Below are 21,593 nucleotides of genomic sequence, written 5' to 3' on the forward strand. Positions count from 1 at the left end.
ATATCTCGCACGACGTCATCCATGACAGCCCATCTCCCCCCTTGTGGGGGAGATGTCCGGCAGGACAGAGGGGGGCGACGTAGGGCGCAAACCTCAACACGAAAACTCCTCGCCCTAAGCCGCCTTCTCCTTGGCCTTGCGCGGCAGATGCGCAACGATGTTCTCGATGATGCGCATGCCGGCATTGTGGCCGAGCGTCATGATCGATTCCGGGTGGAACTGCACCGCGGCGATCGGCTCCTTGCTGTGCTCGAAGGCCATGATGACGCCTTCTTCGGTCTCGGCGGTGACGACGAAGCCGTCGGGCAGGCGGACCGGATCAGCGAAAATCGAGTGATAGCGACCGACCGTCACCTCCTTGGGCAGGCCGGAAAAGATGATGCCCGGCTTCGACACGCGGATACGCGACGGTTTGCCATGCATCGGCACGTGCAGCTGCCGCAGCTCTCCGCCATAGGCCTCGGCCAGCGCCTGCAGGCCGAGGCAGACGCCGAAGATCGGCAGGTCGCGGGCGCGGGCCCGCTTGATGGTGGCGGCGCAGTCAAAGTCCTTCGGCGTGCCGGGACCGGGCGACAGCACGACCAGATTGGGTTTCAGCCGGTCGAAGACCTCGTCCGGCACAGGCGTGCGCACGGTCGAGACATTGGCGCCGGTCTGGCGGAAATAATTGGCCAGCGTGTGGACGAAGGAGTCCTCGTGGTCGACCAGCAGGATGTTGACGCCGTCGCCGACGCGCGCGGTGGCGCGTTCGGTGTCGGCGGCATTGCCGGTCTTGGCGTCGCGGATGGCGGAGATCATGGCGGATGCCTTCAGTTCGGTTTCGGCTTCTTCTTCCTCGGGAATGCTGTCGAAGAGCAGCGTGGCGCCGGCGCGCACCTCGGCGATGCCGTCCTTGATGCGGATGGTGCGAAGCGTCATGCCGGTGTTCATGTCACCGTTGAAATTGACCATGCCGATCGCCCCGCCATACCAGGCGCGCGGGCTCTTCTCGTTCTGCTCGATGAAGCGCATCGCCCATAATTTCGGCGCGCCGGTGACGGTGACCGCCCAGGCATGCGACAAGAACGCGTCGAAGGCGTCCATGCCTTCGCGCAGCCGCCCCTCGATATGGTCGACGGTGTGGATCAGCCGCGAATACATCTCGATCTGGCGGCGGCCGATGACGCGCACCGAGCCCGGGTCGCAGACCCTCGACTTGTCGTTGCGGTCGACGTCCGAGCACATGGTCAGCTCGGATTCGTCCTTCTTCGAATTGAGCAGTTTCAGGATCTGCTCGCTGTCGGAAATGGCGTCACCGCCGCGCTTGATCGTGCCGGAGATCGGGCAGGTCTCGACACGGCGGCCGTTGACGCGCACGAACATCTCGGGCGAGGCGCCGACCAAATATTCGCCTTCGCCGAGATTGATGAAAAAGGAATAGGGCGAGGGGTTGATGGTCTTCAGCTTGCGGGAGATGTCGGAGGGCGGCGTCTCGCAGCGCTCGTAGAACATCTGGCCGGGCACCACCTCGAACAGATCGCCGCGCTTGAAACTCTGCATCGCCTTGCGCACCAGATTGGCATATTCGCCGGGCTCATGGTCGCCGCGCGGCGGGATGCGGTCGGCGGTCCTGAACGGCTCGACGATTTCGTCGCGCGGCAATCCCTGCGTCGAAAACCCGTCGCTGGAATAGTCGTAGCGGTCGGTCCAGGCCGTGGTCGAATAGTGGTCGACGACTAGAATCTCGTCGGGCAGGAACAGCACGAGGTCGCGCTGGCCTTGCTGGCGCTCGAGCTTGTAGTCGACCGGATCGAACTGGAAGGCGAGATCGTAGCCGAAGGCGCCGTAGAGGCCGAGATTGGCGTCTTCCTCTGTCTTGAACAGAGCGGTGATGGCGCGCAGCACGGTGAAGACGGAGGGAACGCGGCTGCGTTCTTCCTCGGTGAAGACACGGCCGGGCTTGGCCACGTCGAGGCGGATCAGTCGCTTCGACGTCTCGGCGATCGTCACCTCGTCAAGGCCGCCGAGCGCCTTGCCGACCACCGGCAGAAGCATCTCGCCACGGCTGTTCAGCGCCTCGATGCGCATGGCGCGGCCACGCGCCGAGATCACCAGCGGCGGGTCGATGATGGCGGTGTCCCAACGCGTATAGCGGCCGGGATATTCGTAATTCGAGGAAAACACGGCGCCACGGCGTGAATTCAGCCCGTCGACATAGGCGTCGATCGCGCCTTGGTAAGGCCGGTCATGACGCTCGCGGGTAATCGTCACGCCACCCGCCGTGACGAAGCGTTCGGCCCCGTTCTCCAGAATTTTCGTCGTCATTGCCGTCTCCATCAGCGTCTTGGGCTTTTCAGCGTCTTGGATATTTCTGCGTCTTGGGGGCAACGAACCCGGAGCATGGCTTTGAAAAACAAATGGCCGCCCGGACATTCCGTTGCGGCCACCTTCCATTTTTCACGCGCACGCGTTCGAACAGGCCGCTGTCAGCGAGCCCACCACCAAACGGTCTTGATCGAGCGCATGTTCATGGCGATTCCAATAGCGGCGATTGAACGGCCGCGCAACTGGATTCAATGAGGGGCCTGGAGAAGGGGAAGGGGGAGGGCGTGGAGAAGGGCATGAGCCCCTCAATCCTCCAGCGTTCCCGACCGTGCATCGGCGCTTTTCCTGTCGCCGACCAGTTTTAGCAGATCTTCGCCGGCACGGATGATGCGGCGGGAACGCCGTGTCAGGATGATGCCCGCCTGCGGCGCGAACACCGGGGTGCGGCCGCCGGCTTCACCCGGCGCATGGACGATGGTGGCGAGCAGCGCGCCTTTTGCCACACGGTCGCCGGGCTTCACGTTATAGAGGACCGCGCCCGCCCGCGGCGCCGGCATCATGTCGATGTTTTCGAGCGGCGCGACGAGACCGGTGAAAGAATTGGGCCTGGTGAAAGAATTGGGACCGGTGAAGCTGCCGGACGTGGACAAGGCCTGATCCAGGATCACGCCGCGCCCCACCAGCAGCCGATACAGCCCTTCGGCATCGGCGCCGGCCAGAGCGCCGTCGACATCGAGTATGCCGCGATACTCGACCGTGGTGGCGACGCGCCGGTCGAACCGCGCCACCTCGGCAGGGAGGTTCAGATACGGCGTGATCGAGGCGCCTTCGAAGGTGCCGTCGGTATCTTCATCCCAGAGGATCACCGCATCGATGCCCATGGCCGCCGCACAATCCGCCATGGCCGGCCACAGGCTGGTGTGGACATAGAGGTAGGCAAGGCCCTCGTCGTCGCAGTGCAGGTCAAGCACGATGTCGTGGCCGATCGACAGCTGCAGCAGCCGGCTCTTCAGGCGCTGATCGGCAGTGCCAAGCGTGGTGTCGGGCAACAATTTTACGTCAGGCGCGGCCAGCAGCGGAAAGCCGCGGTTGAAGTTGGTGCGCGTGCCCAGGTGAAAACGGCCCTGGTGCTCGCCGAAATGATACTGGGCGCGGCCGATCGGATTGGCTTGCGGCACGATGGTGATATTGCCCTTGATGCGGCCTTCGGCCTCGGCCTTTTCAAGCATCGGCATCAGCGCGTCGATGGCGACGACGCCCGGCAGTTCGCCGGCATGCAGTGCGGCCTGCAGATAGACCGAGGATGCCGCCATGTCCGTTCCCTCGAAGCGGAAGACCGGGAATTCGTAGGAAACGCCCTCGCTGTCGCCGGTGATACGCTCGATCGATTTCTGCATGATACGACTCCTGGAAAGAGGCCGAACACATGCCCTTTCGCCGCTACGCTGTCGATTGGTCCAGCTTTTCACGCTATGGGCGCAAGGGCCTACCCGGCCGGGCGCGGTGGACATACTGGTCCTGCCCGGCCTATGCCAGCGGCTTCAACTCCTGGGCGATGGTGGGCAGAAATTCCGAGACGTTGGGGTGGATGTGCATGGCGCGCGCCAGCGTGCTGATCGGCGCCTTGGCATACATCAGATCGAGCACGCAGTGTATCGCCTCGTCGCCGCCGGGGCCGAGCACCGAGCAGCCGAGGATTTCGTTGGTGTTGGCATCGGCCAGGATCTTCATGAAACCTTGCGTCTCGCCTTTCTCGACGGCACGGCCGACGCGTGTCATCGGGCGCTGGCCGACCAGCGCGCGGCGGCCGGACTTTCTTACCGCTGCCTCGGTCATGCCGCAGCGGCCGAGCGGCGGGTCGGTATAGAGCGCATAGGCCTCGATGCGGTCGCTCACCCTGCGCGGGTCGTTGTCGAGCAGATTGGCGGCGACGATCTCGTAGTCATTGTAGGAGGTGTGGGTGAAGGCGCCCTTGCCGTTGCAGTCGCCCATCGCCCAGATGCCGGGCACGCCGGTGCGAAGCTGGTCGTCGACGACAATGAAGCCGCGTTTGTCGACCTCGACGCCGGCGTTGGCGAGGCCGAGATCGTCGGTGTTGGGGGTCCGGCCTACTGCCAGCAGCACATGCGAGCCGACAGCCGGCGCCTTGCCGGCGGTGAAAGTCACGGCGATGTCGCTGCCCTGCCTGGCGAAGCCGATGTCGCCGGCGCCGAGATGAACCGTGATGTCTTCGTTCTCGAGGATGGATAGGATGGCGGCCGAGACATCCTCGTCCTCGCGGTCGATCAGCCGCGGGCTCTTTTCAATCACCGTGACCTGTGAACCGAAACGGCGAAACATCTGCGCGAATTCGAGCGAGACGTAGCTGCCGCCGACGACGACGAGGTGGCGCGGCAGCACGTCGAGATCCATCATCGACGAGTTGGTCAGGAACGAAATGTCGTCGACGCCCGGCAGATCAGGCACCGAGGCACGGCCGCCGGTGTTGATGAATATTTTCCCGGCGCTCAGCAGGCCGTCGCCGACGCGCACGGTATCGGCCGTCTCGAAGCGGGCATGGCCGCGATAAAGCGTGCATTTGTCCATGCCGGCAATCCAGCTTTCGAGGTTGCCGCGGGCGTCGTCCGACACCTTGTCCTTGCGGGCCTTGATCGCCGTGTAGTTGACGCCGACCGGACCGGAGAGCGTCACGCCGTAGTCGGCGGCGCGGCGGGCGAGATGCGCGGCATAGGCGCTGGCGACCATGGCCTTGGTCGGCATGCAGCCGGTGTTGACGCAGGTGCCGCCGACCAGCTTTCGCTCGATCAGCGCCACGCTCATGCCGGCCGCCGTCAGCCGGCCGGCGAGCGGCGGGCCGGCCTGGCCGGCGCCGATGATGATGGCGTCGAATGACTTTGCCGTCATGCCACCGCCGCCACGATCAGCAGACCGCCGACGATCGCCACCGCGTCCTCGATGAAGGCGGCGGGCTGGTCCTTGCCGAAAGCCAGCGCCAGGCGTTTGCGCAGCTCGGCGCCGCCCAGCGTGCCGATCACCGCGCCGATGGCGCCGGCGATCAGGCCGCCGACGGTGGCGCCGCCGGTCGCGCCGATCACCGCGCCGGTGAAGGCGCCGACAGCGATGCGCGCGCCAAACTGCTGCGGCACCTTGCGGCTCGGCGTGGACGGCAACTGGTCGGTGACCAGTTCGGCAATGGCCAGGATGGTGAAGATGCCGACGGTGATCCAGTGGCCCATGAAGCTGGCCCAGGTTCCGGCGACCGGCAGCCAGCCGAGCCAGGCGCCCCAGGCGACGGCGGCGGGCGCGGTCATGGCGCGAAGACCGGCAACGACGCCGATGAGAAGTGCAAGAATGTACAGCATGATTGGCCCCTCGATCACACGGCCTGGGACAGCCCAGCCGGGGCAGGCTAGCATAGGTTCGGCATTTGACCAGAGGCGTAGCAGGACGGATCACCGTGGCCCGAAGCGAGCGCAGGATAGAGAGCAGAGAAAAGACAGCCTGTTGGATGGCAATCGGCGTCGGCGCGGCCCCTCATCTGCCTGCCGGCATCTTCTCCCCATATGGTGACGGGGAGAAGGGGCTGGCCGCAACCTCGGCACCCCTTTTGCAACGCTGACAGTTGGCGAAATCGTCGGAGACGGCGTCTTTCTCCCCGTCACTATACGGGGAGAAATGCCCGGCAGGGCAATGAGGGGCAGCGCCAGACCTGAAGCGATTGCCTCACCTCGGCGCCTGCGCCACGCGCTCCTGAACGTTCTTCGAGAATTCGCGCCGGTACTGCGCGGGCGTGGTCCTGAGCCGCGCCGAAAAATGCTGGCGCAGCGAGGTGGCGCTGCCGAACCCGGCCTCGAAGGCAACCGTGTCCATCGATTTCTCCGTTGCTTCCAGCAGCCGCTGCGCCAGCGCGACGCGCTGGTCGGTCAGCCAGTCGCCGAAGCTGGTGCCGATTGTTTTCTGGAAGCGGCGGGTGAATGTCCGGCGGGTGAGGCCGGCGATGTCGGCGACACTGTCGAGGCTGTGCGTCTCGTGCAACGTCTTGCGCACGGTGTCGAGAGCCTGTGCGAAGCGGTCGGCATTGCCGGTCCTGGCGATGGGGCGTTCTATGAACTGCGCCTGCCCGCCCTGACGATGAGGAGAAAGCACGATCTGCCGGGCAAGCCGGAGTGCCGCCTCCGCGCCATAGCGAGCCCGTATGATGTGGAGACAGCAGTCGAGCCCGGCGGCGACACCGGCCGAGGTCACGACATCGCCATTGTCGATGTAGAGCACCTCCGGCTCGACGAGAATGTCGGGATAGAGGGCCTGCAGCTGGTCGGAAAAAGCCCAGTGCGTCGCGGCTCGCCGCCCCGAAAGCAGTCCGGTCGCCGCAACAGCGAACGTTCCCAGGCACAATCCGACAATCAGCGCACCGCCCCGGTGCGCGCGACGCAGCGCCTCGATCAGTGCCGCCGGCGGTGGGACTTCGAGGTTCTTCCAGCTGGGCACGATGACGATGTCGGCGCCATCAAGCGCGGAAAGCCCGTGCGGGGCGCTGATGGTCAGCCCCGCATCGGTGCGGATCGGCCCGTCCTCAATCGCGCAGACCCGGAACTCGAAGCGCGGCAGGCCGAGCGTCGTGCGATCCTCTGCGAATACAAGGCAGGGCACGGAGAGGTGGAAAGGGCTGATGCCATCGAAGGCGATGGCGGCAACGATCGGATCGGCCATGATGAGCACCATGAGAGTTTCCGGAATGTCCCAATTCTTTCGAACAATGTCAATCGGGACACTTTTGCGACCTGATGCCGAGTCTATCCTCGACCCATCAATGTCAACGGGAAAGGAAAACTCCATGCCGGAATCAGCCAAAGGCAAAGCGCCACGCCGTGCCCTCATCGTCGTCGACGTTCAGAACGACTATGACGGTGGCAATCTCGCCATCAAGCATCCGCCCTTCCGCGACACCGTCGCCAATGTGGCGCGCGCCATGGACGCGGCCGCCAAGGCAGGCGTCAAGGTGGTGGTCGTCAAGCAGTTGGCGCCGGAAACCTCACCGGTCTTCGCCAAGGGCAGCCATGGCGCCGAATTGCATCCCGAGATCGCGAGGCGAAACCGCGACCACTACATCGAAAAGACCTTGCCAAGCGCCTTCACCGGCACCGACCTCGAGGAATGGCTGCGCGCCAACGCTATCGATACGATTACGGTCATCGGCTACATGACGCATAATTGCGATCTGTCGACGGTCATCCACGCCGTCCATATGGGCTTTGCGGTCGAGTTCCTGTCGGATGCAACGGGGTCGCTACCCTATGCCAACAGCGCCGGCTACGCCTCGGCCGAGGACATTCATCGCGTGGTGACGGTTGTCCTGCAGTCGCGCTTCGCCGCCGTTCTCAAGACCGCCGAATGGATCGACTGCCTGAAGACCGGCGTGCTGCCCGAGCGCGATACGCCCTATGCCTCCAACCAGCGCGCGCTGGCGCGGAGCGCCGCTTAGAAGGTTGGCGCGGCACACGCAAAGAGGGCGCCGCATCGCTGCGGCGCCCCTATCATTCCGGCCTTCAAAATTCTCAGAACAGGCCTTCGATCTGGCCCATCTCGTTCAGGAAGATCTTTTCCGAGGACGGCGCCTTGGGCAGGCCGGGCATGGTCATGACCTCGCCGCAGATGACGACGATGAAGCCGGCGCCGGCAGACAGCCTGACCTCGCGCACCGGCACGGTGTGGCCGGTCGGCGCGCCGCGCAGGTTCGGATCGGTCGAAAACGAATATTGCGTCTTGGCCATGCAAACCGGCAGGTTGCCGTAGCCGGCGTGCTCCCAGGCGTGGAGCTGGTCGCGCACCGACTTGTCGGCGATCGCTTCGGATCCGCGATAGATGCGCTGGACGATGGTATTGATCTTCTCGAACAGCGGCATGGCGTCGGGATAGAGCGGCGCAAACTGCGAGGAGCCGGATTCGGCCAGCGTCACCACCTTGTTGGCGAGTTCCTCGATGCCGGCCGAGCCGTAGGCCCAGTGCTTGCACAGGATCGCCTCTTCGCCCATCGAGGCGACGTAGTCCTTCATCGCCCTGATTTCAGCGTCGGTGTCGGAATAGAAATGGTTGATGGCGACCACGGCAGGTACGCCGAACTGCCTGACATTCTCGATGTGACGGCCGAGATTGGCGCAGCCCTTCTTGACCGCCTCGACGTTCTCCTTGCCGAGGTCTTCCTTCTTGACGCCGCCATTCATTTTCATGGCGCGCACGGTGGCGACGATGACCGTGGCCGCCGGCTTCAGGCCGGCCTTGCGGCACTTGATGTCGAAGAACTTTTCGGCACCGAGATCGGCGCCGAAACCGGCTTCGGTGACGACATAGTCGGCAAGTTTTAGCGCCGTCGTGGTGGCGACGACCGAGTTGCAGCCATGCGCGATGTTGGCGAAGGGGCCGCCATGGACGAAGGCCGGGTTGTTCTCCAGCGTCTGCACGAGGTTGGGCTGCATGGCGTCCTTGAGCAGCACGGCCATGGCGCCGTCGGCCTTGAGGTCGCGGGCATAGACGGCCGACTTGTCGCGGCGATAGGCGACGATGATGTCGCCGAGGCGCTTTTCCAAATCCTTCAGGTCGGTGGCGAGGCACAGGATCGCCATGACCTCCGAGGCGACGGTGATGTCAAAGCCGCCCTCGCGCGGAAAACCGTTGGCGACGCCGCCGAGCGAGCAAATGATCTCGCGCAGTGCGCGGTCGTTCATGTCCATGACGCGGCGCCAGACGACGCGGCGGATGTCGATACCGAGTGCGTTGCCCCAGTAGATGTGGTTGTCGATCAGCGCCGAAAGCAAATTATGCGCCGTGGTGATGGCATGGAAATCGCCGGTGAAGTGGAGGTTCATGTCCTCCATCGGCACGACCTGCGCATAGCCGCCGCCGGCAGCGCCGCCCTTGACGCCGAAATTCGGCCCGAGCGAGGCCTCGCGGATACAGACGATGGCCTTCTTGCCGATGCGGTTGAGACCGTCGCCGAGGCCCACCGTCGTCGTCGTCTTGCCTTCGCCGGCCGGCGTCGGGTTGATGGCGGTGACGAGGATCAGCTTGCCGTCCTTGTTTGCCTTCACCGACTTGATGAACTCGGCCGAGATCTTCGCCTTGTCGTGGCCGTAAGGCAAAAGATGCTCGCTTGGAATGCCGATCTTCTGGCCGATCGCCTGGATCTGCTTCTTGTCGGCGGCGCGCGCGATCTCGATGTCGGACTTCACTTCGGCCATGGCGGCTTTCCTCTGGATTGGACGGTGGAGGGGACGGGTTTGATCAGTGTGGTCGCAAGCCTGTTCGGAACAGCCTGGCGCTGCAGGCGAGGGCACGTTCTACCCCTGTCGCTGCCGTGGCGTCAACTTGCATGCAACTATGTTTCCTATAGAGAAAGACGGCTCCTGGTCGACCTGACCCGGATCTTCGCGGGTTGTCGCGCCGTATAGAAGCCAGAGCACGCGCCGTCCTGCCGTCTCAAAACAGCCGCGGAATGCACGGAATGCGACAGGGTTGGAACGCCGGTCGGCGCTTCGAGCGGTGGCGCTAGAATGCGCCGATCTGGTGCATCAGCCCCAAGCCGTCAAGCTGGCCGAAATGTTCGACCACGATGCCGTTCTCGACGCGATCAATGTTAATCACACCAACCGAGACGCAATTTCCGCTCGGTGCGACGCCGTGGAAGATGCCGGTGTGCGTGCCCTGAAAGCGACCGCGCGTGACCACCTTGTCGGCATCGCCGATATAGTCGTCGATGACGTGATGGCCGTCGGGGAATCCAACAAAGAATTCGGTGAGCGATTTTCGCCAGTCATCGAAGCCGATCGGATTGGCGCTGGCGAGATGAACGGTGAGATCCGGAGAGACCAAATCGGCCAGTCTATCCCAGTCTTGCGCATCGATCGTGGCATAGAAATTTCGAGCAAATTCCCGGATATCCATCGCGTGTCCTCGCTGGCTGCCGCCCACGGTTGAACGACGGCGAGACGATCAGGTTCCGCGCCCGGAGATGCGCAGCCGAACTGCTGCGACAGGACGTTGCCGATCTCGACCAGGGCCAGCGGTGATTCAAGCCAAGGCGTCTTTCACCAATCGCTTGCTTCACCGATCCAGGACGGACCTGACCTCGACGAGGTTCGATCGAACCCTAAGCACATAAAAACCCATCGTGGTGAGGTGGGTGGGCATGATCCAGCCATCCTCGCGGCCGTTGGAGATTATCAGAGGCTGGATGGCGAGCGCTGCCTTGAGCTGGCCTTCCACGCTGTTCCACAGCGGCGTGAGGCCGCGATTGTCGAGGATCTGCTGAAAATCGTGATGCGCCGCCGTCAGGATGCCGTAATAGCCGTAGAGCTGGCCGTAGGCGAACCAGAAGCGGTCGTCAGCGCGCGTGTCGAACCAGCCGCTGTTGAAGTTCTGCGAGCGGTCGCGGATCAGGTCCGACGTCGAGCCTATGTCACTCGCGATCCGGTCGACGAACTGCAACAGATTGTCGGCGCGCGCGTTGAAGACAACCTCGCATTTCATGAGCCGGTCGTTGAAGGCGCGAAGGCTGCTCGCCGCCGTGCGATAGAAACTCGGCGTCGGGGTTTTCGGACCAAAGGGCCTGAGGCCGAAGTACCAGGTTTCCTCGTCGAAGGTGATCGCGCCGCGCGCATCCTGCAGGTTCTGGTCGATCTGGCTGGTGCCGCGGACGCGGCCCAGCGTGTCGACAAGCTCGACCGTGGTGCGCCGGATGGCCTGATTGACCCCGCGCTGGAAGGAGGCCTTGTTGTCGAGAAACGGCGTGCGGTCCCAGTCCATGCCGAAGAGCCCGAGCTTGTAGAGTATCATCGACGAGATCCAGGCATTCTCGTTGACGTTGAAATCGATGAGATCGGCCGTAACCTGGACAATGGCCGAGTGGGTGCAGGTCTTGACCTCTCCCTCGACGCCAGCGGTTTCCCCGGTGGCGGAAGGAGCGGGCTGTGCCGGCGTGGTTCCGGCCGGCTGCGTGAACCTATATGCTTCCGCATACGCGGGATTGAAATTGCTCCAGACCTGCGTGTTCCAGATGAAATAGCCGTAGAGGCCGATCAGCATGAGCAGAGCGAGGCCGAGCACCGCCTTCAGGATCCAGCCGCGCTGCGAATACCAGCGCCCGGCCCACAGGAACGGCCACAGGATCACGCCGACGGCGAAGCCGATGCCGCGGCCGATCCACTGGAACATCCGTGTGAAGAAGTTCACGATCGGATCAAGCATGGCGATGTCACCCCTCGTCAGTCAGCCGGCCATTCAATCGGTAAGGCCGTAGAGGCGTGTGCGAAACGCCACCTTGTCTTTCAGATATGTGGTTTTCAGAACGTCCACAACATGCGATCGCCAGGCGTCGCTGAAGCCGTCATAGTCGCTGTAAAAACCCGGTTTGTTGAAGACGTAGCGCGAGACGAAATCCTGCGGCACGAAATCCGAGATCAACTGGTTGGTCAGCCAGGCGTCGGGATGTCCGGGCTTGGCCCGGATCGTCAGGAAACGCTGCTGCGGGAACACGTCCTCGACCTTGAGATAGCCGAGGTGAGCGATCTCGCGCTTGGCGGCGTTGAGGAAAGGAAAATTGCCGTCCCTGGTGATCAGGTCGGCATGGCTGTGGATCCAGGTCTGCAGCCAGACCTTGTCGACGTCGGTCAGGTTGCGGTCGGGCTCGGCGTCGCGGATCAGCGCGCGCACCACCATTTCGGCGCGGTGTTCGAGATAGCCTGAAGTTTCGATCCACGAGGCACGCGGCAGTTCGATGCGGCCGGTCGCGGCGAGGAACTTGAACACCCTGTCGGCATCATTGATCGAGAGGTAGCTCACCTGCCACGGCCGCGAGCGGCGGAAGCCGGGTGCTGCCGGGTCGCTGATCACCGTCGTCATGTCGGGGTCGATGAACACATAGAGCCCGCCGAAATGGCTGGTCCAATAGGCGCTGTGGCGAAAGATCACCTGATCCGGCACCAGCGCGTTCTCGCGGATGTCGCCGCAGATCTTGGCCAGCTCGACCATGCGGGTGAGCATGGCACTGTCGCGCCAGGCGTCCGGTTCCTGCTTCAACCGGTCGACGAGCTTGCCGAGTTCGGCGGCTTTGCCGAGCACGTCCTCCGCCGACAGAACCTTGAACTCGACCTGGTTGATCGACAGCAGGTCCTCGATGTCGTCGACCTTGGGGACCGAATCCTCGATCTCGCCATAGATGACATCCTTGATGGTCAGCGCGTCGATGGCGCGCTGGTTCGTCGACATGAACTCGAACATCAGCTGCGAGGTGTTGGAAAAGGCGGTGTGGACCACCGGCAGGTCGACCTGCGACGGCGTCAGGATGATGAAGCGGCGGTTGATCTCGTTGGGATCGAGATAGCTGTAGTCGCCGCATTCCTCGGCCACCTGCGGCGAGAAGCCGGTGCGGTCGATCTCGAAGCTCTTCAGCTTCGTCGGCTTCAGGCCGAAGGCGACCAAAGCCTTGTTGTAGCGCTGGATCAGATGCGGCTCGTCGATGGTCAGCAGCCGGCCATAGATCAGCTCGTTCTCGTGCAAAAGGTCGGACTTCCTGGCGGGGCTCATCTATCTCTTCTCCCCGTTCACGGGGAGAAGGTGCCCGAAGGGCGGATGAGGGGCGCGGGCATCCCTTCTCCCCTTGTGGGAGAAGGTGGATCGGCGCGCAGCGCCGAGACGGATGAGGGGTGCTGGACGGAGCGCCATCGGCGCCAAGCTGGAGCACCCCTCATCCGTCGCCTTCGGCGACACCTTCTCCCACAAGGGGAGAAGGGAGCGTCGGCGCGTCTCACGCATTCCACAGGCCCTTCTTCTTCAGCTCCTCGATCTCGCGGACCGCGCGGTCGCGCAGGCGGGTGTCGCGTATCATCTTGGTCACTGCGGCGTCGTCTGACTTGTCGGAATAGCGGAACTCCGAGTCGGCGTAGCGGTTGACCTCCTGCATGACCATGTCCATCGAGAACGGGCCGCGCAGTTCCTCGATCATCGCCTTCTTGTCGTCGTAGCTCTTGTGCATGAAGACTTCAGGCTTCTCGAACCATTCGTCCGGCAACTCGATGTCCATGGCGCGCATCTTGATCGCATCGGTGACATTCTTGATGGCGCGGCCGGTGAAGCGCGGCTCGGCCTCCTTGATCATGTGCAGATAGGTGCCGATGTCGGCCATCGACTTCGGCGCGCCGTTCTCCTTCATGTAGCGCTCATAGACCTTCATCAGCCCGTCTTCCCTGGGCTTCTCGTGCTCTTCATAGGCCTCCATCACCGCGCGCTGGATTTCTTGGGCGGCATAGAGCTTGTGGTCGCCGAGCGGGATCTTGTGGTTCTTGCCGGCGAGCAGCACGAAGATGTCGATATAGTCGTCGCGCGTTTGGGGCCCATCGACCAGCCAGCGGGCGCCGGCGCGTTGGCGCAGCGCGTCGTCGACGTTTTCGGGATAGTTGGAGAACATGCCGAAGGAGCAGTTGCCGCGCACCACCGTGGCCGCACCCCCGAATGCGTCCATCAGGACGCCGGTGATTTCCTGCTGGCCGGCCGAGGCGCGATCGTCGGAGCGGCGGGCCGCCACCTGGTCGATATCGTCGATGGTGCCGAAGCCGATGACGCGCGAGTTCAGCACATTGTTGATGAACTGGCGGCAGTTCTGGCCCGACTTGCCCTGGTAGGAGGAGATCTGGTCGACGCCGAAATTCTCGTAGGCGAAAGGATAGCCGGCGACCTGGCAGTAGCCGTTGACGAGACCGGCGATCATCTGGATCAGCGTCGTCTTGCCGGTGCCGGGCGCGCCGTCGCCGATGAAGGTGAACAGGAAGCCGCCGAGCTCGACAAACGGGTTCAGCTCGCGCTCGAAATCGTATGCCATCAGCATCTTGGCGAGCTTGACCGACTGGTATTTGGCGATGTGGTTGCCGACGACCTCTTCCGGCTTCTTGAAGGTCATCACCAGCGGCTTCGACCGCTTGCCCGGCGCGACGTCGAAGCCGTCGAGGGTGAAGTCGTCGACGTCGATGCGGATATGCGCATTCTCAAACGGACCAATGCCGTCGAAGCGGCCCTTTCGCGCCAAAAGCCCGTCGATGACGACACGGGCGAATGCGCGCGCCCGGGTCATCAGATCGGCGTCGTCCTTCGCGCCTGCTATCGCCCTGTCGAGGCCGGCTACGATCGATTTCACCGCGTCCTGCGGCGTGTCGAACAAAAAGTCCGGCTCGGGCGTGTCGTTCGGCGCCTCGCCGTCGCTGTCGATCAGCTGGAACAGATAGGAGGCGAGGCTGAAGGCCGAAATATAGGCCGAGGCCGACAGCAGCTTCTTGAAGGCGGCGGCCTCGTCGCCTTCGAGCGGCGCGCGGGCGTTTTTCGCCTTCAGGCTCTCGAGATCTGAGCCTTCGGCGAAGACATCGGCGATGGCCAGCGCGATCGCCAGCCCGCGCCGGGTGCGATAAAGCAGCATGTGCTGTGCAATGCTCAGCAGCTGGTCGTCGGGATGGACGGCGGCGACGGTCTTGGAAAGCTCGACCTCGCGCGTGCGGCGCACCGAGCCGACCGAGACGGTCGAGACGAAGCGGCGGTTGGTGCCGGCCAGTGCGGTACGGGATTCCCGCGACGGGTCCTCCAGCACGACGATGCGGGTGATGAAGCTCTGCGCGGTGGCGCGGTGCTTTTCGATTGCCGCTTCCGAAATCGTGGTCAGGCCGGTGTCCATGAAGGATGCTCCGCGGTTTGACTGTCAGACGTCACTGATGACCTGTCCTTTGGACAGGATGTGGACCTTGTAGCCGGAAAAGATCTTCTGCGCCTCGCCGGCGGCGTAGAGCGCCTGATAGGCCTCATGCGGGATCAGCGCGTGCTTCTCGTAGCTCGACACGCCTTGTCGCGCCGCCTCCAGATCGTCGGTGTCGATGAAGAATTCCTGCGTCGCCTTCTCGCTCGAAAACAACCCCTTGCGACCTGGCTTTTCGGATTTCGAATAAACCTCCTGGATGGTCCAGGTCAGCAGCCAGGCGTTTTCCGGCTTGCGCACCTTGTCCAGAATGTCGGTCACCGTCGAATTGTTGTCGGTGATCCCGGCCGAATAGAAAGGCCCGAGCACGACGCGGCGCAGCTGCTTGGGGTGGAGTTGCTCGAAATCCTTGTCGAGGTTGACCGCGATCGTAGCCGGCGACAGCGTATAGGCGGAGTTCTTCTCGGTGAAGTCGTCGAAGCGGTGGGCAAGCTCGGGATTGAGCAGTCCTTCAACCGGAAGCGGAATGTCGACCTTTTCGTTGAGCTTGCCATTGCGGTCGACAAGCTGCCCGATCATCTCTTCGGAGGAATCCTCGACCGTCACCATGTAGACCAGCGGCAGGTTGGCGCTGCCGTCGAAGGCTGCCCAATGGGCGAGGTAGTAAGGCCGCCTGGTCTTCGGATTGACCGAGACTTTTGCCGTCTGCGCCAAGGTGAACGGCCCGAAGGTCGTCTCGCTCCTGACGCCTTCCAGATAGAGCCGCTCGGCCATCGACTTCTGCAGCGCCTCGGGGAATTCCTTGTGGCGCAGGATGAAGTCGGCCATTTCCTCGCGCAACTCGTCGGCCAGCGGTATGTTGGCGAGACGCGTATCGGCCTGGCGGCGGTCGTTTTCAAGTTCGAGCACGTTCTGGAAGACCGGAAAGCCGCTTTCGGCGCGCGAGATGCGGAATGTCTCCATGAAGCCCAGCCGGTTGCGCCAGCAGGAAAACGAGTTGTCGAGCCGCGCTATGTATTCGGCGACGATCTTGGCGACGATGCCGTGCCGGTAGAGCGGCGAGCGATCGTCGCGCATGAACACTTCGAGGCCGCTGAGTGCCGCGGTGATCGCCGAGAAATACCGCGTTGCCGCTTCGTTTTCGGGGGTCATGCAGCCAGCCCTTGGGAGATATGCAGCAATTACGACTGCACGTAGTTTGCCGCATTGTGCTTTTTCAGCACGTCGTCGAAGCGGCGGGCAAAGGCATCGTCGGCCAGCTTCTTGCGGCGCTGGATGTCGGCGGTCGCCACCATGTTCTTCTCGTGCATTTCGAGGAGATCGCCAATGTGCTTCTGCGAGGCCGCGCCGATGCCGGCCATGGTTTCCTCGGCGGTGATGTCAACCTGGCTGCCCAGCGTGTTGATCTTGTGAGCGACGTCCTGCTGGGCGGCGGTCTTCAGCGAATCTTCCAGGGCCTTGTAGAGCACGATGCGCTGCTCGGTATCGATGGTCAGCTTGTTGATCAGCGTCGACTGCGCCGCGATCTGGTTGTTGAGCGAATCGACGAAGGTCTGGAACATCGAGGTGTAGCGCTCCAGCGTCTGGCTTTCGGCCAGCAGTTCCTGCTCCTTGGCCTGCTTCTCGTTGTACTCGGTTGCCAGTTTCGAACGCTCGCCCTCAAGCTCGGTGCGCTCCTTCTGGCTGGTCGAGGCGGCGATCTTGTTCTCGATGTCGAGCAGCATCGGATTGAGCTCCTCGATGCGCTTTTGCACGGTCTCGAGATTCGACATCGTCGCCTTGCGACGCTCGATCACCTGCGACAGGCTGGCCTCGGAGGTCTTGTAACGCTGGTCGAGGATCTGCTTCTGCGCCTTGAGGATGCCGACGATGGTGTCGGATTTCGCCAAAAGCTCCTGCAGATTGCCGGCGAGCGACATGTTGCGGACGCGGTCGGTGCGCATGCGCTGTTTGCTCTGGTCGGAAAATATGCCGACGAAGCTTTCCCAGCCGGTGTAGTTCTTCATGCTCTCGAATTCGGCGCCGAAGACGTTTGTGGCGTCCTCCAGCCCGATGATCAGGTCGGCGATGTTGCCTTCCATCACCTTCTGCTGCTTCAGCACATCCTCGATGCGGGCGTTCTCGAGGTCGAAATTGGCGTCGCCGATCTTCTTGTCGGTCCTGGCGAGCGTGTCGAGCACGGCGCCGGACTGCTCGATCTTGGTGCGCATGTCCTGCACGACCTGATTGGTCTTGGCAATTTCGGCATCGAAATTCTGCAATGTCGCCATAGGAGCCTCCCGCTTCGGCAATTGTTCGTGTCGCGAACGCCGCGAATATATGTATGGCAAGGGGGGAAGGAAAGGCGGAAGATGCCGCGATACCTCAAACAAAACCCGACCCCATCGGCCTGCCTTCCACCGCTGGTGATTGGCGAAAAGCCGAAGCCGCACCCGATCTCCCCCCGCAAGGGCCCGCAAGGGGGGAGATCGGCAGCGTCGCCGACGGCGCTGCTCAGGCCTTGGTGAAGCCGATGAAATCGTCGGGCGCGGCGCGGCCCATTTCCTCTTCCCAATGGCGGCGGCAGAGCGAGACATAAACATCCTTGCCGATCGCCACCTGTTCGCCCTGTCTCGCCACCTTGCCGTCCGCGCCGAGGCGCACGACCATCGTCGCCTTGCGGCCGCAGCGGCAGATGGTGCGCACCTCGCGCAGATCGTCTGCTATCGCCAGGAGCGCGCGCGAGCCGGAAAACAGCTTGCCCTGGAAATCCGTGCGCAGGCCGTAGCACATCACCGGGATGTCCAGCCGGTCGGCGATGCGGGCAAGCTGCCACGCCTGCTCCTCTTCGAGGAACTGCGCCTCGTCGACGAAGACGCAATGCACGGTCGTGTGGTCGTGATGCTCGGCGACCCTGGCGAACAGGTCGTCGCCGTCGCGGAACATCTCAGCCTCCGTCTCCAGGCCGATGCGCGACGAGATCAGCCCGGTGTCGCCCTTGCGGTAGTGGCCGGCGACGAACAGCATCGTCATCATGCCGCGCTCGCGGTAATTGTAGGAGGCCTGCAGCAGCATCGTCGTCTTGCCGGCATTCATCGTCGCATAGTGGAAGTACAGCTTGGCCATGCCGCCCTTTTAAGCCGAGTTGTCCCAACGCGGGGAGGGGGCGTCCCGACGTTCCACCGGAAAAGCGCCTGGCCACCGGAAAAGCGGCGAATCTGTCGCTGGTCGGCCAGCCCGCGCCGTTGATCGCGATTGTCTTATCGCTTGAAACCGCACCAGAATGGTGTTTGGCTGACGAAACAAGGCGGAGACAAATCCGCAATTTCGCTTCGCCGACAGATCACAATGGGAGAATACAGATGTCGCGTATGAAACTACTCGCCGCCGGCTTCGGTCTGGCGGCATTTCTTTCGGCGAGCGGTGCACTCGCCGCCGAGCCGGAAAGCTGCAAGCCGGTGCGTTTTGCCGATGTCGGCTGGACCGACATCACCGCCACCACCGCTACCGCCAGCGTCATCCTCGAAGCGCTCGGCTACGAGCCCGACGTGCAGGTGCTGTCGGTTCCGGTCACCTACACCTCGCTGAAGAACAAGGACGTCGACGTCTTCCTTGGCAATTGGATGCCGACCATGGAAGCCGACATAAAACCCTATCTCGAAGACAAGTCGGTCGAGACGGTCGTGACCAACCTGGAAGGCGCGAAATATACGCTCGCCGTTCCACAGCACACCTATGATGCCGGTCTGAAGGATTTCGCCGATATCGCCAAATTCAAGGACAAGCTCGACGGCAAGATTTACGGCATCGAAGCCGGCAATGACGGCAACCGCCTGATCCTCGACATGATCGCCGCCGACAAGTTCGGCCTGAAGGATTTCGAGCTTGTCGAAAGCTCCGAAGCCGGCATGCTGTCGGCGGTGCAGAAGGCGGCCGCATCGGGCGAAGACGTGGTCTTCCTCGGCTGGGAGCCGCATCCGATGAACGCCAACATCAAGATGGCCTATCTGTCGGGTGGCGACGAGGTGTTCGGCCCGAATTTCGGCGGCGCGACCGTCGCCACCAATGTCCGGGCCGGCTACACCACCGAATGCCCGAACGTCGGCGCGCTGCTCAAGAACATGGTGTTCTCGCTCAAGATGGAAAACGAGATCATGGGTGCGATCCTCAATGACGGCGCCGACCCGAAAGCCGCGGCCACCGAATGGCTCAAGGCCAATCCGGACGCGATGACGCCATGGCTCGCCGGCGTGACGACCTTCGACGGCGGCGACGCCGCGGCCGCGGTGAAAACCGCACTGGGTTCGTAGCAAACTTACACCTCCCCCGTGTGGGAGGTTCGGCGCGGCACGCGCCGCGGTTGGGATGGTTCGGAACGGAGCATAACCGTGACCATCCCACCCGGCTCGGCTGCGCGGTTCGGCCCACCCCGTCAGGGGAGAGGTGAAGAAGAATGAGGGGACATTTGCCATGGATCCGGTTTCGCAACTGATTTCGAGCTTCAAGATCCCGATCGGGCGGTGGGGCAAGACCTTCTTCGACTTTCTGACCACCAATTTCGAGTGGTTTTTCGACAGTATCGCCGACGGGCTCACCGTCGTTCTCGACGGGCTCGTCGATCTTTTGCTGCTCGTCCCCCCGGTCCTCCTGGTCGCCGCCATAGCCGGGCTTGCCTGGTACCTGCAGAAATCATGGAAGCTGGCGCTTGCCGTCGCGCTCGGCCTGCTCTTCATCGTCAACCAGGATCTCTGGCAGGAAACCGTCGAGACGCTGGTGTTGGTCGTGGGCGCCGCTGCGGCCTCGATGGCCATCGGCGTGCCGATCGGCATCTGGGCGGCGCATAACGAGCGCGGCTACCGCTATCTCCAGCCGGTCCTCGACCTGATGCAGACCATGCCGACCTTCGTCTACCTGATCCCGGTGCTCATTCTCTTCGGCCTCGGCATCGCACCCGGCCTCATCGTCACCGTCATCTTCGCCGCTCCCGCGCCGATCCGCCTGACGCATCTCGGCATCACCTCGGTGCCGAAACCGATGATCGAGGCCGGCGAAGCCTTCGGCGCGACGAAACGCCAGCTGCTGTGGAAAGTCGAGCTGCCGGCGGCGCTGCCGACCATCATGGCGGGCCTGACGCAGTGCATCATGCTCTGCCTCTCCATGGTGGTGATCGCTGCGCTCATCGGCGCCAACGGCCTGGGCAAGCCGGTGGTGCGCGCGCTGAACTCGGTCAACATCCCGCTCGGCCTCGAAGCCGGCCTCGCCATCGTCGTGCTCGCCATCATCCTCGACCGCATCAGCCGCATCGGCACGGGAGCCGCCAAATGAGCGCTGCGGTCGATTTCAAGAATGTCGACATCGTCTTCGGCGCGGCGCGCAAGGAAGCGCTGGCGCTCGTCGACAGGGGCGCAACGCGTCAGGAAATTTTGGAGAAGACCGGCGCCGTGCTCGGCTGCGCCGGTGCCAATTTGACCGTCAACGAGGGCGAGATTTCCGTCCTGATGGGCCTCTCCGGCTCCGGCAAATCGACGCTGCTGCGCGCCGTCAACCTGCTCAACGTGCCGGCGCGCGGCAACGTCATGGTCAAGGACGGCGACCGCATGGTCGATGTCGCAACCTGCGACGCCGCCACGCTGCGCCACATCCGACAGACGCGGGTCGCCATGGTGTTTCAGCAGTTCGGCCTTCTGCCCTGGCGCACCGTCGCGGAAAATGTCGGCTTTGGGCTCGAGCTTTCCGGCGTGCCCGAAGCCGAGCGCAAGGCGCGCGTCGACCGCCAGTTGAAGCTCGTCGGCCTCGACCAGTGGGCGTCGAAATACGCCCACGAGCTTTCCGGCGGCATGCAGCAGCGCGTCGGGCTGGCGCGCGCGTTTGCCACCGAAGCGCCGATCCTGCTGATGGACGAGCCGTTCTCGGCGCTCGACCCGCTGATCCGGACCAAGCTGCAGGACGAATTGCTGCAGCTTCAGGCCGAGCTGAAGAAGACCATCGTCTTCGTCAGCCACGATCTCGAGGAGGCGCTGAAGATCGGCAGCCACATCACCATCATGGAAGGCGGGCGCATCGTGCAGACCGGCGCGCCGGAAGACATCGTGCTGCGCCCCGCCAACGACTATGTCCGCGACTTCATCGCCAATGTGAATCCGCTCTCGGTGCTGACTGCCTGGAACGTGATGCGCGACCGCCGTGATCTCGACCACGGCGAGGACGGCTGGGTGTGGCTCGACCGCCGCAAGACGACGCGTTTCAAGATCGATGAGCACGGGCTGGTGGCGGCGGCCGAGCGCGATGGCAAGCCGGCGTTCTGGGTGTCGTGCGCCGATGTCGAGGCGCAGCCGGAGGAGACGACGCAGGTATTCTGGGCCAATCCCGGCACCTCGCTGAAGACGGTGATGCTGGCCATGCACCGCTCGCAGACCGCACCGGTGGCGCTGTTCGACGACCAGTCGCGCTTCGTCGGCGCCATCGGCATCAGGGATGTGTTGTCGGCGGTGTTGCGGCGGTAGCTATTTCTAAACGAAACGGCCCGTATCGTTTCTTCGCGGTCTCTGCGCGGCTTAGCGGCGGTCCCACATAAGGCATGGAC

Annotated in this window: 17 protein-coding genes; 4 read left to right on the forward strand and 13 right to left on the reverse strand. The window is 63.3% G+C overall.

The features are described 5' to 3' along the window. Positions 1-114 precede the first annotated feature (114 nt). The 5 genes from AC0L2Z_RS18180 to AC0L2Z_RS18200 form a co-directional block, all read right to left on the reverse strand. Positions 115-2,304, reverse strand: a complete 2,190-nt coding sequence (locus AC0L2Z_RS18180; protein WP_473628943.1) for an anthranilate synthase — start codon at positions 2,302-2,304, stop codon at positions 115-117. Positions 2,305-2,609: 305 nt separating this feature from the next. Beyond that, entirely contained in the window at positions 2,610-3,701 is a 1,092-nt protein-coding gene (locus AC0L2Z_RS18185; RefSeq protein WP_473628944.1) for a succinylglutamate desuccinylase/aspartoacylase family protein, read from the reverse strand. 130 nt (positions 3,702-3,831) lie between these two features. Beyond that, positions 3,832-5,208, reverse strand: a complete 1,377-nt coding sequence (locus tag AC0L2Z_RS18190) for an FAD-containing oxidoreductase (RefSeq protein WP_473628945.1) — start codon at positions 5,206-5,208, stop codon at positions 3,832-3,834. Continuing rightward, entirely contained in the window at positions 5,205-5,666 is a 462-nt protein-coding gene (locus AC0L2Z_RS18195) for a membrane protein (RefSeq protein ID WP_023797878.1), read from the reverse strand. Before AC0L2Z_RS18195 ends, AC0L2Z_RS18190 begins: the two co-directional genes overlap by 4 nt. A 361-nt stretch (positions 5,667-6,027) precedes the next feature. Next, positions 6,028-7,014: a helix-turn-helix domain-containing protein gene (locus AC0L2Z_RS18200; protein WP_473532608.1), complete on the reverse strand. Its 987-nt coding sequence runs from the start codon at positions 7,012-7,014 to the stop codon at positions 6,028-6,030. Positions 7,015-7,138: 124 nt separating this feature from the next. On the opposite strand from AC0L2Z_RS18200, the gene AC0L2Z_RS18205 reads away from it, so the two are divergent. Further along, complete coding sequence (locus tag AC0L2Z_RS18205) at positions 7,139-7,786, forward strand: cysteine hydrolase family protein (RefSeq protein ID WP_473628946.1); 648 nt, start codon at positions 7,139-7,141, stop codon at positions 7,784-7,786. Positions 7,787-7,859: 73 nt separating this feature from the next. On the opposite strand, the gene AC0L2Z_RS18210 is transcribed toward AC0L2Z_RS18205, so the two are convergent. The 8 genes from AC0L2Z_RS18210 to AC0L2Z_RS18245 all read right to left on the reverse strand — a co-directional run bounded on the left by AC0L2Z_RS18210 (position 7,860) and on the right by AC0L2Z_RS18245 (position 18,136). Further along, a complete protein-coding gene (locus tag AC0L2Z_RS18210) occupies positions 7,860-9,539 on the reverse strand; it encodes a formate--tetrahydrofolate ligase (RefSeq protein WP_473628947.1) in 1,680 nt (559 codons plus the stop codon). Positions 9,540-9,846: 307 nt separating this feature from the next. Beyond that, positions 9,847-10,242, reverse strand: a complete 396-nt coding sequence (locus AC0L2Z_RS18215; protein WP_473628948.1) for an ester cyclase — start codon at positions 10,240-10,242, stop codon at positions 9,847-9,849. Positions 10,243-10,401: 159 nt separating this feature from the next. Beyond that, positions 10,402-11,544, reverse strand: a complete 1,143-nt coding sequence (locus tag AC0L2Z_RS18220; RefSeq protein ID WP_473628949.1) for a DUF2333 family protein — start codon at positions 11,542-11,544, stop codon at positions 10,402-10,404. Positions 11,545-11,577: 33 nt separating this feature from the next. Further along, complete coding sequence (locus AC0L2Z_RS18225) at positions 11,578-12,882, reverse strand: DUF6638 family protein (protein WP_473628950.1); 1,305 nt, start codon at positions 12,880-12,882, stop codon at positions 11,578-11,580. A gap of 220 nt (positions 12,883-13,102) precedes the next feature. Beyond that, positions 13,103-15,013, reverse strand: a complete 1,911-nt coding sequence (locus AC0L2Z_RS18230; RefSeq protein ID WP_473628951.1) for an AAA family ATPase — start codon at positions 15,011-15,013, stop codon at positions 13,103-13,105. Positions 15,014-15,037: 24 nt separating this feature from the next. Next, positions 15,038-16,183, reverse strand: coding sequence for a hypothetical protein (locus AC0L2Z_RS18235; protein WP_027151017.1), 1,146 nt, complete (start codon positions 16,181-16,183; stop codon positions 15,038-15,040). 29 nt (positions 16,184-16,212) lie between these two features. Then, on the reverse strand, positions 16,213-17,301 hold the full coding sequence (locus AC0L2Z_RS18240) for a hypothetical protein (RefSeq protein ID WP_473628952.1): 1,089 nt from the start codon (positions 17,299-17,301) through the stop codon (positions 16,213-16,215). Between the two features lie 223 nt (positions 17,302-17,524). Continuing rightward, positions 17,525-18,136, reverse strand: a complete 612-nt coding sequence (locus AC0L2Z_RS18245) for a thymidine kinase (RefSeq protein WP_287375412.1) — start codon at positions 18,134-18,136, stop codon at positions 17,525-17,527. Positions 18,137-18,372: 236 nt separating this feature from the next. Between AC0L2Z_RS18245 and AC0L2Z_RS18250 the strand changes: the two genes are divergently transcribed. From AC0L2Z_RS18250 to choV, 3 genes are all read left to right on the forward strand, one after another. Next, the gene (locus AC0L2Z_RS18250; protein WP_023799957.1) at positions 18,373-19,320 is read left to right on the forward strand and encodes a choline ABC transporter substrate-binding protein; all 948 of its coding nucleotides are present in this window, start codon (positions 18,373-18,375) and stop codon (positions 19,318-19,320) included. Positions 19,321-19,480: 160 nt separating this feature from the next. Then, positions 19,481-20,335, forward strand: coding sequence for a choline ABC transporter permease subunit (choW, locus tag AC0L2Z_RS18255; RefSeq protein ID WP_023799956.1), 855 nt, complete (start codon positions 19,481-19,483; stop codon positions 20,333-20,335). Beyond that, positions 20,332-21,513 carry a choline ABC transporter ATP-binding protein gene (gene choV, locus AC0L2Z_RS18260; RefSeq protein WP_023799955.1) on the forward strand — a complete coding sequence of 394 codons (1,182 nt, stop codon included), beginning with the start codon at positions 20,332-20,334 and terminating at the stop codon, positions 21,511-21,513. The genes choW and choV overlap by 4 nt, the downstream gene beginning before the upstream one ends. The last annotated feature ends 80 nt before the right edge of the window (positions 21,514-21,593 follow it).

The organism is Mesorhizobium sp. WSM4850 (assembly GCF_055811735.1).